At 41.8% G+C, this 14,848-nt stretch carries 19 protein-coding genes, 3 tRNA genes, 1 rRNA gene and 1 pseudogene; 17 read left to right on the top strand and 7 right to left on the bottom strand.

Annotated features, from left to right (window positions below; translation table 11 throughout):
* Positions 1–65: 65 nt before the first annotated feature.
* Positions 66–236, top strand: a complete 171-nt coding sequence (locus TERMP_RS09950; RefSeq protein ID WP_013468277.1) for a preprotein translocase subunit Sec61beta — start codon at positions 66–68, stop codon at positions 234–236.
* Here the strand turns inward: TERMP_RS09950 and TERMP_RS09945 are convergent.
* Positions 233–895, bottom strand: a complete 663-nt coding sequence (locus TERMP_RS09945) for a hypothetical protein (protein ID WP_013468276.1) — start codon at positions 893–895, stop codon at positions 233–235. The two genes, TERMP_RS09950 and TERMP_RS09945, sit on opposite strands and share 4 nt — an antisense overlap.
* 96 nt (positions 896–991) lie before the next feature.
* On the opposite strand from TERMP_RS09945, the gene engB reads away from it, so the two are divergent.
* Positions 992–1,564: a GTP-binding protein EngB gene (engB, locus tag TERMP_RS09940; protein ID WP_013468275.1), complete on the top strand. Its 573-nt coding sequence runs from the start codon at positions 992–994 to the stop codon at positions 1,562–1,564.
* On the opposite strand, the gene TERMP_RS09935 is transcribed toward engB, so the two are convergent.
* The gene (locus TERMP_RS09935) at positions 1,536–2,003 is read right to left on the bottom strand and encodes an Lrp/AsnC family transcriptional regulator (RefSeq protein ID WP_048159846.1); all 468 of its coding nucleotides are present in this window, start codon (positions 2,001–2,003) and stop codon (positions 1,536–1,538) included. The two genes, engB and TERMP_RS09935, sit on opposite strands and share 29 nt — an antisense overlap.
* A gap of 282 nt (positions 2,004–2,285) precedes the next feature.
* Between TERMP_RS09935 and TERMP_RS09930 the strand changes: the two are divergent.
* From TERMP_RS09930 to TERMP_RS09915, 4 genes and pseudogenes are all read left to right on the top strand, one after another.
* Positions 2,286–3,538: pseudogene (locus TERMP_RS09930) on the top strand (RNA-guided endonuclease InsQ/TnpB family protein).
* A gap of 83 nt (positions 3,539–3,621) precedes the next feature.
* On the top strand, positions 3,622–4,698 hold the full coding sequence (locus tag TERMP_RS09925; protein WP_202795447.1) for a Clp1/GlmU family protein: 1,077 nt from the start codon (positions 3,622–3,624) through the stop codon (positions 4,696–4,698).
* Positions 4,699–4,746: 48 nt separating this feature from the next.
* Positions 4,747–5,592, top strand: a complete 846-nt coding sequence (locus TERMP_RS09920) for a geranylgeranylglycerol-phosphate geranylgeranyltransferase (RefSeq protein ID WP_013468270.1) — start codon at positions 4,747–4,749, stop codon at positions 5,590–5,592.
* Positions 5,589–5,969, top strand: a complete 381-nt coding sequence (locus tag TERMP_RS09915; protein ID WP_013468269.1) for a hypothetical protein — start codon at positions 5,589–5,591, stop codon at positions 5,967–5,969. Before TERMP_RS09920 ends, TERMP_RS09915 begins: the two co-directional genes overlap by 4 nt.
* 44 nt (positions 5,970–6,013) lie before the next feature.
* Here the strand turns inward: TERMP_RS09915 and TERMP_RS09910 are convergent, their stop codons facing one another.
* From TERMP_RS09910 to scpB, 4 genes are all read right to left on the bottom strand, one after another.
* Entirely contained in the window at positions 6,014–6,817 is an 804-nt protein-coding gene (locus tag TERMP_RS09910; protein ID WP_013468268.1) for an OB-fold nucleic acid binding domain-containing protein, read from the bottom strand.
* Positions 6,814–7,176, bottom strand: a complete 363-nt coding sequence (locus TERMP_RS09905) for a hypothetical protein (protein ID WP_013468267.1) — start codon at positions 7,174–7,176, stop codon at positions 6,814–6,816. Before TERMP_RS09905 ends, TERMP_RS09910 begins: the two co-directional genes overlap by 4 nt.
* Positions 7,176–8,243: an OB-fold nucleic acid binding domain-containing protein gene (locus TERMP_RS09900; protein WP_013468266.1), complete on the bottom strand. Its 1,068-nt coding sequence runs from the start codon at positions 8,241–8,243 to the stop codon at positions 7,176–7,178. Before TERMP_RS09900 ends, TERMP_RS09905 begins: the two co-directional genes overlap by 1 nt.
* Before the next feature lie 123 nt (positions 8,244–8,366).
* Positions 8,367–8,942, bottom strand: a complete 576-nt coding sequence (scpB, locus tag TERMP_RS09895; protein ID WP_013468265.1) for an SMC-Scp complex subunit ScpB — start codon at positions 8,940–8,942, stop codon at positions 8,367–8,369.
* 93 nt (positions 8,943–9,035) lie between these two features.
* Between scpB and rrf the strand changes: the two genes are divergently transcribed.
* From rrf to TERMP_RS09880, 3 genes are all read left to right on the top strand, one after another.
* Positions 9,036–9,157 (top strand): 5S ribosomal RNA (gene rrf, locus TERMP_RS09890).
* 9 nt (positions 9,158–9,166) lie between these two features.
* Positions 9,167–9,244, top strand: a tRNA-Asp gene (locus tag TERMP_RS09885).
* A gap of 129 nt (positions 9,245–9,373) precedes the next feature.
* Positions 9,374–9,451 (top strand) — tRNA-Lys (locus tag TERMP_RS09880).
* Between the two features lie 82 nt (positions 9,452–9,533).
* Here TERMP_RS09880 and TERMP_RS11705 read toward each other — a convergent pair.
* Positions 9,534–9,695 carry a hypothetical protein gene (locus tag TERMP_RS11705; protein ID WP_013468264.1) on the bottom strand — a complete coding sequence of 54 codons (162 nt, stop codon included), beginning with the start codon at positions 9,693–9,695 and terminating at the stop codon, positions 9,534–9,536.
* 165 nt (positions 9,696–9,860) lie between these two features.
* On the opposite strand from TERMP_RS11705, the gene TERMP_RS09870 reads away from it, so the two are divergent.
* The 8 genes from TERMP_RS09870 (at position 9,861) to TERMP_RS09835 (ending at position 14,814) form a co-directional block, all read left to right on the top strand.
* Positions 9,861–9,936, top strand: a tRNA-Gln gene (locus tag TERMP_RS09870).
* A 394-nt stretch (positions 9,937–10,330) separates the two neighbouring features.
* The gene (locus TERMP_RS09865) at positions 10,331–10,540 is read left to right on the top strand and encodes a hypothetical protein (RefSeq protein WP_048159844.1); all 210 of its coding nucleotides are present in this window, start codon (positions 10,331–10,333) and stop codon (positions 10,538–10,540) included.
* Complete coding sequence (locus tag TERMP_RS09860) at positions 10,540–10,992, top strand: DUF7344 domain-containing protein (RefSeq protein ID WP_235507114.1); 453 nt, start codon at positions 10,540–10,542, stop codon at positions 10,990–10,992. Before TERMP_RS09865 ends, TERMP_RS09860 begins: the two co-directional genes overlap by 1 nt.
* Before the next feature lie 96 nt (positions 10,993–11,088).
* Positions 11,089–11,694 carry a DUF1102 domain-containing protein gene (locus tag TERMP_RS09855; RefSeq protein ID WP_048159996.1) on the top strand — a complete coding sequence of 202 codons (606 nt, stop codon included), beginning with the start codon at positions 11,089–11,091 and terminating at the stop codon, positions 11,692–11,694.
* Positions 11,695–11,699: 5 nt separating this feature from the next.
* Positions 11,700–12,248 (top strand): DUF1102 domain-containing protein, encoded by a 549-nt coding sequence (locus TERMP_RS09850; protein ID WP_048159995.1) that lies wholly within the window; start codon positions 11,700–11,702, stop codon positions 12,246–12,248.
* Between the two features lie 87 nt (positions 12,249–12,335).
* Positions 12,336–12,833 carry a DUF1102 domain-containing protein gene (locus tag TERMP_RS09845; protein WP_013468260.1) on the top strand — a complete coding sequence of 166 codons (498 nt, stop codon included), beginning with the start codon at positions 12,336–12,338 and terminating at the stop codon, positions 12,831–12,833.
* Complete coding sequence (locus TERMP_RS09840; RefSeq protein ID WP_013468259.1) at positions 12,830–13,891, top strand: signal peptidase I; 1,062 nt, start codon at positions 12,830–12,832, stop codon at positions 13,889–13,891. Before TERMP_RS09845 ends, TERMP_RS09840 begins: the two co-directional genes overlap by 4 nt.
* A 38-nt stretch (positions 13,892–13,929) precedes the next feature.
* The gene (locus tag TERMP_RS09835; RefSeq protein ID WP_013468258.1) at positions 13,930–14,814 is read left to right on the top strand and encodes a COG1470 family protein; all 885 of its coding nucleotides are present in this window, start codon (positions 13,930–13,932) and stop codon (positions 14,812–14,814) included.
* The last annotated feature ends 34 nt before the right edge of the window (positions 14,815–14,848 follow it).

Raw genomic sequence — 14,848 nt, 5'->3', positions numbered from 1 at the left:
AAAAGGTTTCTAAGCAAAACTTTTTTATATATCCACACAAGTAGCAAAACACAAGAGGTGAGAATATGGCAAAAGAGAAAACAACTCTTCCGCCAACCGGTGCAGGTTTAATGAGATTCTTTGATGAAGATACAAAGGCAATAAAGATAAGCCCAAGAGGAGCAATTGCCCTTGTGCTGATATTCATAGCGATTGAGATACTTTTACACGTGTTTGGAACTCAGCTCCTTGGCTAAAGCAGGGTTTTCTTTAGACCCCTTGCATTTAGCTCCTCATTGATTATCCTTCTCACGGCATCTTCAAGATAGCCTTTGACCAATCTTTCAACATCTGCTTTTATTTGATCGATGTCGTGCCTAAGTCCCTCAAGAAGCCGAATGTACTCTTTTGCCATTTCCAATTGCCCCTCCTGCTTTATCAGTTGCTCTTTCAAATGCTCAAAATCCTCTTTTATCACTTGGAGCCTTCTAAGTTCTTTCATAAGCTCGTCAATTTGCTTGTTTAGCTGTTTATTTTCTTCTTTAAGCTCTTTTATCATCATGTCTTTTTGCTCAAGCTCTCTCACAAGGGTATTGTATTCTGTCGCTATCTGGTGGAGACGCTCAATTTCCCTGAGAGGTGGAACCTTACCATCCCCAAGGATTATGACATCCCCGCCAACATTAACTATGTCACTTGGTCTAATTCTGATTTTCTTTTCTGTAGAGAACATTCCTGAGTGAAACTCTCCGGTCTTACCAAGGTTTTCCAAGACTTTCATTCGAAGTATGAAATAAAACTGATCCCCTTCAACTTCAACGTTGATGTCCGTAACGTATCCAAGTATCGTTCCATCAACAAGAGAGACCACGAACTTATTAACAAGCTGATTTGCCTGACCCTGTTGCTCAGCCATAACAACCACCCAAATATTTTTGAGGTGTTTTATACTTAAGTATTTTTGGTTCTCAAGCTTTAAAAAGGAAAATTTGAGTCCATATGGTGGGATAAAATGATAATCTTTGTGGGACGTTCAAATGTTGGTAAAAGCACGCTGATTTACAGACTCACAGGAAAAAAGGTGAAGAGGGGCAAGAAACCCGGCGTTACAAGGAAGCCCATTGAAATTATTTGGAGAAATAAAAGGGTAATCGACATGCCAGGCTTTGGCTTCATGAGCGGGATTCCGAAACATGTCCAAGAGCGAATAAAAACAGATATTGTGCGGTTTATTGAGGAACATGCAGGTGAAATCGAAGTGGCAGTGTTGGTCATTGATGGCAAAAGTGCCTTAGAAATCATTGAAAGATGGGAAAGGAGGGGAGAAATACCGATAGATGTGGAGTTCTTTCAGTTCTTGCAGGAGCTTAATATTCCAACAGTAGTTGCCGTCAACAAGCTTGATAAGATAAAAAATGTAAGCCTGACAATCAACAAACTGATAGAGAAATTTGGACTAAGCGGTACTTGGGAAGACTATAAAGAACTTTTTGTCCCAGTATCTGCCAAATTTGGGACAAACATAGAAGAACTGAGAAAAGTTATAGATAAAAAAATCAGAGAGTTTCAAGAACGACGTGAGTAATTGTCTCTTTTACCCCGTCCAAGGAGGCAATTTCCTCAAGGATTTCGTCAAGTTTTGTTTTATCTGCCTCAACAATCAGGTCAATGTCTCCTGTAACCCTGTAAATACGCCTGACTTTGAGCTTTCTTATTGCATCATAGACATGCTTTCTCTTTGTCGGCTCGATCTTAACAAAGACAAAAACGTCCCCTTTTCTTTCACCAAGCAATTCTAAAGCCTTTCCTGTAAGATCTATAAAGCCCCTTCCAGTTCTTATATAGCCAAGTTCCTTCAAGACCTTAAGGTGATTGCTAAGTGCTTGTCTTGTAATTCCAAGCTCCTCTGCAAGCTCGTCCTGAGTTTTTTCAACTGTATGAACCTCAATGGTCTTGCCCTCTTTGTAAAGCTTCCTTAAAAGTTCGATTTGTCGAGTGGTAAGTGAAACTTTTTCCTCCATCATTTTAACCTCCCTAATTTTTTCTTGTCAATCATAAAGTTAGACTTTCAGAGTTTAATAAAGTTTTTGGTTTTTGTAAAATGAAATTCTTGTATTCATCCGTTTACTTTTTTTTCTTTTGAAAGTCTCACCCTTTAGGGAGGGGATGCAAGGATTCTAAAACATGCTCTTGAGTAGGAAAGCAAATTCTTTTTAAAAAACCACAAACAAAACCATAATACTGAGGGGTTAACAACGAAACGAACAGTAACGATTAAACTCCAAGCTCCAAAAGAAGTTGAGAAAATTCTTTTCGAGTTAGCTGACACTGGAGCAAAAGTCTGGAATGAGGTAAATTACCTCAGAAGACAACTCTTCTTTAATCACGAGCCAGTGGATTTTAACAAGACTGAAAAAATCGTTTATGAGAAATACAAGCGTGAGATTGGCTCGGCAACAGTCCAGCAAATCTGCAGGAAGAATGCTGAAGCTTGGAAAAGCTTCTTCACCCTAATCAAAAAGCGGAAAGAACTGCCAAAATGGTTGAAGCCAAAACCACCAAACTACCAGAAGGAAAACGGTAAGAGGAAACCACTAATAGTTTTGAGGAATGACCAATACAGGATTGAAGGCAACAAACTAATTTTGAAGGGTCTTGGAAAATTCAAGAGGCTGAAAGTCAGTTTAAAGGAAGAATCCATCTAAAGGGCAAGCAAGGGAGATTAGAAATCATTTACGATGATGTAAAGCGAAAGTGGTATGCTCACTTGAGTTTCACTGTTGAAGAGAAGCTGTCCAAAAAAGGCTGGATTAAAGTCCCAAGAGAACCAAAGGGGAGTTTAACGGCTGGAATTGATTTAGGAATAAACAATTTAATGGCTGTTTACGTGGAAAATGGTAAGAGTTTTCTCGTGAATGGAAGACCGCTAAAAAGCATTGCTTTTTATTGGCAAAAGAAGATTGCCAATTACCAGTCTAAAATCAACAAATCAGGCTGTAAAAAGAGTAGAAAGCTCAGAAGAATGCATGAGAAGGCTAAACTCCAAGCCAAGCATTACATTAACACTGCAGTTAGGCAAACAGTTGAAAAACTTTACCACTTGGGCGTTAAGAGGATTATCATTGGCTATCCAAAGGAAATTGCAAGGAATTCTAACAAGGGCAAAAAGCAGAATTTCATTCTTTCTCACGTGTGGCGTTTCAATACGGTGATTCAACGGCTTAAGGAAGTTGCTGAGGAGTATGGTATTAAAGTTGTTCTTGTGGATGAGGCCTTCACTTCTCAGCTTTGCCCCCTCTGTGGGAAGCCCCATGATGGGGCTCGTTTTGTTAGGGGTTTATTCAAGTGTCCCACAGAGGGGCTTGTCTTTAACGCAGATTTAGTTGGTGCCTTCAATATCTTGAAGAAAGTTGTTAAAACTATAACCCCAAGCCTTGAGGGTTTGAAAGCCTTCAAGGTGAGGGGTAATGGGGAGAAGACCCTCCCCGAGGGGTTGAAGACCCAATTTGTTTTGGGTCTAAATGAGACCCCTCAAACCTCCCCATCAATAGCTCGTTAAAACCCTCACAACAGGGAGGAGGTCAGTGAACTGTAAATATAAATCTTTTCTGGAGTTAACTTTTTATTGAAGTTGAAGAAGTTATAAGCATGAACAAGGCAAGATACACTCAAGAAGTTCCAGAGGATAGAAAGGAATTGTTGAATGCTCTAAATGAACACAAAAAACCAGTTAAGATAATGATTCTGGGTGGAGTTGATACCGGAAAAACGACATTGGCAACATTTTTAGCAAATGAACTTCTATCATCAGGGTTCAGGATTGCAATAATAGACAGTGACATCGGACAAAAAGGAATTCTCCCCCCGGCAACAATAAGTCTTGGTTTTCCAGAGGGACTGTTTGAATCCTTTGGAGAGATAAAAGCATACAAGCACTACTTCGTAGGGAGCATCACCCCAAATCAGTTTTTTGGAGAGATGATTGCAGGGGTTAAATTGCTCACGGATGAAGCAGAGAAGAAAGCCGATATAATTATTATAGATACTACAGGCATGATCAGCGGTGCGGGTGTTGAGCTTAAGAGGATGAAAATTGAAACTGTTAAGCCTGATGTAATAGTTGCATTACAGAAAGAAAATGAATTAGAACCAATATTAAAACCATTCGAAGAGAAAACTCAGATTTTCCGCCTTGAAGTCAGTAAAAAAGTTCGAAAATTCAGCAGGGAAGAGAGAAGGGAGATACGAAAAGAGAAGTGGAAGAAGTACTTCAGAGACTCAAAGTCATACACGGTGAATCTGAATCACTTTATTATAAGCGGAACTCAGCTTTTCCAAGGTGAAGACATCAATGAGAATGAAAAGTCCCTTTTGGAGGCGCTGTTTAAATGGTTAATCATTCATGGAAGAAAGATTGGTGGGAAATACCTTATTGTAAAGGTTGATACCTCTAATATCCCAAGACAGGTTGATAAGAACGTTCTGCAGTACATTGATTTTGAGAAATTGAGCAATTTACTTCTTGGGATGATTGATAAAGATGGCTTCTGTGTTGGATTGGGTATTCTGAAGTTCGTAAACTTCAGAGATATGAAAGCTGAAATCTTAACACCTTTAGACGAAGAAACAATTAAAGAAATTAGGGAGATAAGATTTGGGAGGGTTAGAGTCAGAGAAGATGGTGAGGAACTGGGGTTATTGGACAGAAATGCCCTTTAGGAAAAGGTTTTAATACCCCACACTTTGTCTTTATATTAGGTGCCCATAGTGGAAGTCAAAGCCTTCATTGAAATATTACGACCTCACAACTGTTTTGTAGCAGGATTAGTTGGAATATTAGGCTCCATTGTGGCATTAGGACATTTTCCCAAAATAAAAACAGCAGTGTTAATCTTTGCAGTTGTTTTTTTAGGATGCAGTGCTGGGAATACAATAAACGATTACTTTGACTATGAGATTGATAAAATCAACCGCCCCACAAGACCTCTGCCAAGGGGCGCAATGTCAAGAAAAACAGCTTTTTGGTATGCGATGCTCTTATTTGTTGTTGGTCTTGTTCTGGCTTATCGGCTCAACATATATGCGTTTATTCTGGCAGTAGCTGCATACTCTGTTCTGCTTATCTACGCATGGAAACTTAAGCCATTGCCAATCATCGGGAATATAATGGTCGCAAGCCTAACCGGGGCAACACCTCTGTACGGTGCGATTGCAGTAGGCAAAATTGGGCTTGCAGGATATTTAGCATTGTGTGCATTTCTGGTGAACCTGGCAAGGGAGATTATGAAGGACATCGAAGATATCGAGGGAGACAAGGCAAAGGGAGCAAAAACTTTGCCAATTGTGTGGGGGATAAAAAAGTCGGCATATTTAGCCTCACTATTTGGAATCGCAACTGTAGTGGCATCGTTTCTGCCCCTAAAAGTGGGAATTGGAATAGGATATCTGCCAATGATAGTTGTCGATGGCCTGATTTTAGCTGCGGTCTTTGAACTTCTGAAGAATCCAATGCCTAAGACAGCTGGAAAGGCACAGAAAAAATTAAAAGCCGCAATTTACCTTGCTGTGTTTAGCTTTTTGTTAGGTTCAATCACAACGGGGGTGAGATTGTGATTTTTGAAAATATCTTTAAGGAGAATCTTGAGAGAAATGAGCTGTGGCTCATAATTACTTTTAAAACTCCTTATGGTCCTGGGGAAACAATGGATCTCATGGTAAAGGAGCTTGAAAAGCTTGGCTGGGAGATAAAATTCAAAGCCAACTGGTGGACTGCAGATGTCCCATATGGACTCATAAGGATCGATGCAGTACACAACGGAAAGGAGAAGATAATCCTTGGAAAATGGATCCTCGGGGATAAGTGCAGGGTTATCAAAGTAGATAATGCAGGAATCGAAGCAGGAAAGGAGGAGTTTTTCCGGATGGTTGACAGCATAACATCAACACTAATCTACGATCCTGTCATAAGGACCATGAGAGAGCAGTACTGAGCTTTCTTTTCCAATTTCTTTTTTACAAAAAGAGGAATAAGAAGTCAGGCCAGAATCTTGTAGTAGCCAATTTCAGGTTCATAGATCTCTCCTTCTGCAAGGAGCTCTCTAAGGGCGTCGTCAATGATCTCTGCCTTAAACTTCTCCTGCAGTTTTCTTTCTATGTACTTCCTTGAGACTGGTCTGTCACCTTTTGACCTGAGTATTTCGAGTATAGCTTTTTTAGCTTCTTCAAGTGTCTCGTCAACCTTCTTCTCTTCTTCCTCAAATATTTCCTCCTCTAAGGCTTCCTCTGCCCTTTGCTCAATCATTATTGCATAGAGCTCATCAATTGTCTCAAGCAGATCTTCGCTTATCCCTTTGTTCTTCGCAATTACCTTTGCCTTAGCTGTTATGCCATAGGTGTTGTAAATCTCAAACGCAATTTTAGCCTTCTTTATGTGCTCCACCTTATCCTTCAGCGTCTCATACCGGTGGAGTATCCACATGTTTGGATGAACTTTTGAAACTCCCTCAACCAGAATCTGCTTATCTCCCCTCCACTCTGCAATCTTCCCGATAATCTGCACTAAGTCGCCTTTCTTAACAAGCTTGGCAAACTTTGTATCATCTCTAAAGCCGAGAACCCATATTACACCAGTACCGTCATCAACCTGGAACTTTCCGTACGTCTCATCTTCCGCTATTACAGGATCTCTCACAACCGTTGCAACTATTTTAGCCCTGTAAACTTTTCTCGCATCTTTTGTGATCAGATAATTTGGCTCAAAGTCACCTTCACTTTTAACAAAAAACCCCTCAAGGATGTCCCTAATATAAACCCTTGTAGCGGGCAAGCGCTTCTTCATTCTGACCACCACGCCAATGCATTTTCAATTTTTGGTAAAACTTTTTTCTCAAGCTCTTGAATTTCCTCCAGGCTTTCCAAATCAGCATCGCTAAAGTCCTGAACAACCTCTGCATAGATGTGCATTTCCTCATTTCTGATTATTCTGCCTATCACCCTGACAATCTGTCCAACTTTTGGAAGAACGTTCTCCTCCGTCTCAATTACAGCAACACCAGTGCCGTCATCGAGCCAGAATAAGTAGTCAAGCTTGTCCACTTTAACAACTTTTCCAATTAGTGCAACCCTTGTATCATCTTCACTTATCTCACCAATTTTCCTTTCTACACCTGGCTTTCTACGCCTGATCTGCACCTCCATCAGAACACCTCCCCCAATGTGCCTTTAAGCTCTCTCTTAATCCTTTCAATCTCTCCCCTGTAATCAACATCCTCCCAAGAAGATGCCTTGAGGAGCATGCCAAGAAATCTGTCCTCTACCACATTTCCCCTGATAACTATCTCCCGCCCAAGCAGTGGATAGAACTCCTCCTCCGCTAATTTTCTTCCAGCCTCTTTAACCGTCATTCCCATCTCCGTTAGCTCCTTCAACTTTTCGCTTATCTCCTCTGGATCAGCTCCCAAGAGCTCGGCAGCGTCTTCTCCAAACAACGTGGCCCGTATGTAACCTGTAGAATCATCAATTCCAAAGTCAATTACTGTCATTTTTAGCGGTTTTACCTCCCCATGTTCGGGACAAATCCAGACATTCATTCCAGGATCATAGTCAACTTTTCTCCTGCACTCCGGACATGCATCATAAACTATAACCCTGTACAGCTTTGCGATTGTCCCTCTAAGCTCAACGAATTTTTCTCCACCCATCAGCTCAGCAATTTTCCTTCTTGAATAGGAGTACGTTCTAACTTCTTCAAGCGGGGGAATCTCCTCAACTCTTGGATCCTCTGGATTAACAATTATTCTGCTTCTGAAGTTTACATGAAGCTCTGGAATTCCAGCTAAGCTCTCTCTAACATTTGCATCAATGACCTTGATTACATCGCCTACCTGAAGCTTGTTGTAGTACTCACCAACCTTTCCATCCCAGAGAACAACCCTTGCTTTTCCAGTGCTGTCATAAATCAAGATGCTCGCCACCTGTCCTTTTGTCCCATCTCGCTTTGTGTACTCCCTAATTCCATACTTCCGCAGTATCCTTCCCACTATGTTCACATCTCTCATTCCCGACACAAGATCAGCAATATACATCAGTGGTGCCGTTTCTTCCAGGTTAACACCCAGCTGCTCCGCTAAGAGTAAAGCAGCAGCATGTTCCGATATTTTATCCCTTTGAGCAATCTCTCTTATCTGTTCTTCAATTTCATTTAAGCTGAGCTTTTTCTGTCTTCGGATAAGCTCAATAATCTGCTCTTTTGTCAACACGGTCATATACACTCACCTAAATAGTAATTCTAAATTTGAGTATTTAAACTTTTTGAAGCTCCAGATTTTGCAAAATGACCATAAATTTTCTTTTTTATTCAGAAATAAGAAAACTAAGACTTCAAGAAATTACTCAGTCCGATTTTTATCTTTTTCAGTTTTCTCAAGTTTTTCAATTAAATCAGCATATTCTGCATGGACAACTTTCTTAAATGCCTCTTTAATCAGCAGAGGGTCGTTCTCTGGAAATCCGTAAAGCTCAGCGAATTTTTGAGTTGTTCCCAAAAGCTTAGTTCTCTCATAAGGTTCAGCATAAATCAGACCCATTTGAAGGAGATGCTTGATGTGCTCATATGCCTGACTTCCCCTGAGTTTTATTATCTTGCTCTGCTCTATTGGCTGAAGATATGCTATGAGGGCGAGGGTTTTGAGCTCACCTGTTCTTAAATCAGGCTTTGGCATAAGGTGGATTACCCTTTGAGAATATTCCTGCTTCACCTGCATGACATACTTGTCCCCAAGAACCCTCACAACCTCTATTGCACTTTTTCTTTCCGCATACTCAGCAGCAATCAGCTCAATCAGCTTTTCAAGGTAATCAAGAGATTTTATTCCAAGGGCTTTTGAGAGTTCTTTTACACTTAAAGGCCTTCCCGCAACAAAAAGAGCTGCCTCAACAAGTGCCTTGTCTTCGATTAATCCCATTACCACCACCTTTGAATTTTTGGGAGTTCAGCGTTATTAATCTTTTTCAACACCGCAAACTTTATAAATCAACCAGCGGTGAGTATGTATCGGTGCGGCGGTCATAGCGGCGGGGCTACACCCGGTCTCGTTTCGATCCCGGAAGTTAAGCCCGCCAGCGATCCCGGTTGTACTGCCCTCCGAGAGGGGGCGGGAAGCCGGGGACGCCGCCGGCCACTCAAAGCGCCCGGGTGGTGTAGCCCGGCCTATCATGCGGGACTGTCACTCCCGCGACTCGGGTTCAAATCCCGACCCGGGCGCCAAACAAACTTTTCTGCATTAACGCTTTGAAGAGAGGTAAAATTAGAATACTAACCCAGTACTCTTGACCAACTTCACTGAGCGGATAAATAGTAAAGCTTATAAAATGACATTTGGTTATTGCTAAGCGAGGGCCGGTAGCTCAGCCTGGTTAGAGCACCGGGCTTTTAACCCGGTGGTCGCGGGTTCGAATCCCGCCCGGCCCGCCATCGTAACAAATGCCTTTAGGCGCTAAAAGAAGCAGAAACCACATCTAAATGAAGATTTTGAGTTGAATAATTCTACGAAGTCTCACTCTTTTTCACTCCAGTCTTCAATAATGTAGGTCTGTCTCATCCTATCAGCAAAACTCCATATCTTGGGAACCGCCATCAATGAAATGCCTATGGCAAATATTATCACTGAAATAACTGCAGTTGTAATTCCACCACTGCTGAATGCCCAAAACATCATCACAAAAGGAGTGAGGATAACTGCAAGTATTTCCAGAAACGACGATAAGCAAAAGTATCTTGTAGCCGTATCTCTCCATAAACAGAGAGAAGTCCATTAAAGTCACCAAATATATAGCAAGGAGTAACATTTAAAAACCTTCACCGTGTGAATGTTCATGGGCACAGCCCCGTGGTGTAGCGGCCAAGCATGCGGGACTCTGGATCCCGCGACCGGGGTTCGAATCCCCGCGGGGCTACCAAACCTCCGGGCTCCAGACCAGTGACATATTGCAGCTTACTCTTTTTCTTATTACGCTCAACTGTGGGCATTCGAACCATTGGAGTTTTTCTATGTGCCACTCTACCATGGTACGGTGTAACTTGTTAGCTGAAGTAATCTTCAAATAAACTCCATGGAAAATTCGCCTTCCTTTTGTTCACAATAAGACCCAGAGCATATTATGGAAAATTTCCAAAAAATTGAAAACTTCCCAGCCCCCTTCTTTTAAGAAACAGCATATTACTAAGTTATAAAAACGACTATAAGTCTTTTTTGGCAGTTTTATTTGATGAAATTTCTAAATTTTTGAAAATCGAACTTTTTAGGAAGGTATTTATAGTATAAGCCAACAATAATACTGTAAGGTGAGTAATATGAAGCATAATATCAGAGAAGAAATTATCAGCATTCTGCGGAGAGATGGTCATTCAACAGTTGCCATTCTTACAAGACAGTTAAACGAGATGGGTATTGATTGTACGCGCCAAAAAGTTGAGAGAGTATTGAGGAATCTCATCAGGGATAATGTAATAGAGGTGTACTACATCAATGCCAACCATCGTCGGCACTACCGATTAAGGTGATGCCGATGACGACCTCCGCGATGATATTGGGAAATGACAGGAGAATGTTTGTTATAGAATACCTTCAGAAATGTAATGGAAAAGCTGATTTAAGAGACCTCGTCGAATACATTGCAAAGAAGGAAGGAAATACAGATAGAAGGCACAGGAAAAGTGTTTATGTAAGCTTGGTGCAAACCCACATCCCAAAGATGGAAAGGGAAGGAATAATAGAATTCAAGCATGGAACCATAAAGCTCATTCAGGTTCCAGAAAATGTTGATGTGTACATGGAAATTGTGAACAAGAACGATGTGCGATGGGCAACCGTCTACAGCATGCTTGCACTTGGCTCAGCTGCCATGAGTTATTATGTCCAAAGCTGGGAAGGATTTGTGATTTCGACGGTATTCCTGTCCATGTCGGTCATTCAAAGGCTCAAGGAGAAAAGGATCATAAAAAGAACGGGGTAATTACCGGTTACTTTCTTGAATACTCCAATTACCTATATACCACAACCGCAAAGATTTCTGTTGAAGTCCCGTATATGGGGCTCGAAAAAGATGGAGATGAAAGAAGTGAAAAAGTTAGCACTTGGAATTTTTGGCCTTTTAGTGGCCTTTGGTCTCGTGCTCGGAGCAGGGGCCAATTTTAGTGACTACAATGCAAGCAGAAGTGTCCACTGGGCAATTGTTACAGACGACACTGAGCTTATTGACTTAACTCCACTCCAGCCGTATGCATACATAAATGAGGGCGGAGTTTTGGTGGTTGACTTCTCAGCAAACAATCCAATGTGGCCCGGGGAGGGCTATGGAATGGGCATAAGCCCATCAAGCGAGTACAACTTCGATGAGGTTTTTGAAGTCAGCAACGACCTCTGGGAGAACATGACCATAATCGTCAGGATAACATCAAGCGACACCCATGTCGAGTTCTACGGACATGAAGGCGGCGTTTATGCAGTTGATGGCGGTGCTGAAGCAACAGCATCAGACAGCGCAAGAGATGACGTGTGTTTTGCACTTGGTCCGGGAGAAAGAAAGAAGATAGGCATTGATCTGAGCGCAAACGGCGACAGCCCTGGAGATGTCTGGGATGAGACGATGACAATTAAGGCATACAGACTCGGCACGGAGCCAGCAGAACTACAAGGCATATGCGAGGAGGATTGATGAAAATGAATAAGGTTATTGGTTTGGTATTGCTCTTAGTGGGCATGATGTTGGCGGTTGGCGCAGGAGCCAACTTCAGGTATTATGAAGCAGAAAGAGATTTGACAGTTGCTATCGTCGGAGACGACAATGAGTTTATTGATCTGACTCCGCTCCAACCATATGTTTACCTGAACAACGGAAAGCTAACTGTGGAAATCAGCGACAACCATCCGGATTATCCTGGACACGGTGCAGGAATGAGTCCAAACACAACATATGTGTTTGAAGAGATGTTTGAAGTCAGCAACGACCTCTGGGAGAACTATGTTGAAGATGGAAATGTCACACTTACGGATGCATACCCGATATGTGTCAGCATTTCAGTTCCAAGTAACAGCGACGTTACTCTGTTCACTGGCGACTACAACGGAACTTCATCAACACAGCTCCTGTTTACAGTATATCATGGAGACCCAGTTAAGATCGGTATGGTATTCGACAACACGGGTGCAGAGCTTGGCGAAAACCAAGTTCAGATGGACATACAAGTATTTGCTGGCGAATGTGAGTAGACATGATTCATTCGAACAAGGTATTATGGATTTGGGGGAAGCAATGCCCCCGTATATCTTTGTTTTTAGATTGTGGAGTGAAAAGAAATGATAAGCACAAAAATTACTTTGCCACTGGTAGCGGTTCTTATATTTATTGCGGCAGTTAGCATCAGCAAGCCTATACCTGTTTCTTACGCTCTTGAAAATGGCAACACTTCATTCACTATTGAAACCCCACTCCCTCCCTATGCTTTTCTCTACCATGGGGGGAACCTGACAATTGATATCAGCAAGAACAGCCCATTTTACCCGGGATATGGAGAAGGATTGTCAAGGGATGCTATCTATCAGTTTGATGATGTCATAAGAGTCGAGAACAACGTTACACAAACGGGAGCTTCGGTTATCTGTGTGATAATCACCTCAGAGATGAATGGTTTGAAGTTTTACTACTCAAACACAACGCCAGCAGAGAGCATCAGCATCACACTGGGTGAATACGAGTCAGCAAATATAGGCATCTTTGTCAACACAACAGGCTATGCTCTTGGGGATGTTTCTGGAAGCTTTAAAATACAGGCGTTTGAAGGTGCATGCGGATGAGGCTTCTTGAACTTCTTTTTACCTTTGTGGTTGGTGTTATTTTGATCTCATCAGTGATTGGGATTGTTCTTGATAGACCTGTTCTCATATCTTACGCTTATTCAGATAGCATGAGTCCAACAATAGAAAAGGGAGATCTATTCTTCATAAACCCATTTTCAAAAGGAGATGTTGGAGATATCATTGTTTTCAGAATGAAGGATGAGTGGACCGTACACAGGGTGTATGCCAAAGATGAAGAGGGATACATAACCAAGGGAGAACAACAATGTCGCAACAGACCAGCAGGAGAAAATCCGAAAATATCAAAGGAGAGCGTCATAGGCACGGTGGTGACACTTGGGAGAACACCAATAAAGATACCCCGTGCTGGCAATTATATTCAGGATCTTTCAAAGAAAGGCTCAAATCTCTACATTGCAGTTGCACTGCTCGTTATTGGGGCAATACTGATGACAACTGGAGGAGAAAGAAAGAGAAGAAAAAAGAGACGGAGATACATTAAGGTTAAATTCAAGACGGTTTACGCAATAACTGCATCACTTGTTCTTGTGACGTTACTAATCTCAATGATGCTCTCCTGGGGAACTTTAGCATTCAGCTACTCTTCAACTCTGGCTGGAGGGCAGCAGAAAGGGTGGTATATGCCAGGTTCTACATTCGAGGAGAACTTGACAATAAAAAACAGAGCAATTTATCCTTTTCTATACTTCGTTGAAGCAAAGGGAAATAGGATAGAAATAACAAGCGAAAACTCTTTTAAAATCCCTGGAAGAAGCGAGAAGGCAATAACTATCAGGGTTAATGTTCCAGAAGAAACCAGAGTATACGGGGAGAAAATTGAAATTTATGCATATCTGCCGATTCTACCTGAAAGAGTGATTGCGGAGCTTTACAGCAAAAGCCCATATCTCCCGTTTGTCGCATACATCGTAGAGGCGAGCATCTTCTTAATATTGCTTTATTTTGCCATAGGAGCAGGTAGTGAGGACATAATCAGATATAGAGTTCACCGCTCAGGAATTTTTGATAAACTTAAGGAGAGTGTTGGGTTATGAAATGGACTGCGGTGTTGTTAGTATTGCTGGCGAGTTCTATGATACTCATTGGATCCAGCGGCAACTTCAGAGAATACGAGAGTCAGAGAGGAATATGGGTGCAGATTTCTCAGGGAAATGAAGCCTACATCGCCTACTTCTGTACTGATGATGGATATTCCACCACTGTAACTGTAGAGCAGGGTAGCTTTGCAAGTTTTAATGCACTAACCATACGAAATCAGCTGGGAGAAACCTTAGAAGCAAGGATTGAACTTAGCAATGCTTTGCTCCCCAGCATAGATGTTGAGCTTGAAAATGGATGGGTAACGCTCTTTGACCAAGAAGAATATTCCTTTGAAGGGAACGTGAGTGTTGCAAGTGATGCTCCAATTGGAACATATACCGTCCCAATTACCCTCTATGCAAGCTGGAACAATGGCGACGCTGAGATAAGCACTTGCCCGTTGAAGATTAATGTGATAGCACCTCAAGTGGAGCTGACAAAAACCCTCATAGATGGAAACACAACAGTACACGTAAAAACAAACCAAAGCTGGACCATGAGGATAGAAGTGACAAACTACGGATCAGAAAAGGAGCTTGTGATCAGAGATGTTATTCCAGCAGAACTTGAAGTTGATCTCAACAGAACATCAGCCACAAACGGTACATATACCTTTACAAGACAAGGCATTGGCAATATGGGCTCCACACACATGGAGTGGAGGGTTACCGTTAGAAAAGGAGAGAGTGAGTACATTGACATAACAGTGTACACCAGACTCAATCCAGCAGGGAAGCAGGAGTTCACAAGTCCCGGTACATATACCTTGAATGAGGGAGCAGAAATTGCTGGATACGGAATAAAGACAGACCCCATTACTGTCGAGGCAGTTAAAGAAGAAGACTGCTGCCACCATGGTGGTGGATGTGATGGTTAGTGCCTTTTTATTTTTTTATTTTGGCTATTGCTTG

The organism is Thermococcus barophilus MP, from assembly GCF_000151105.2.
In the GTDB taxonomy this organism is placed as follows: Archaea; Methanobacteriota_B; Thermococci; order Thermococcales; family Thermococcaceae; genus Thermococcus_B; species Thermococcus_B barophilus.
The sequence above is the reverse complement of the archived record's forward strand: the minus strand, read 5'-3'. Positions and strand labels throughout refer to the sequence as shown.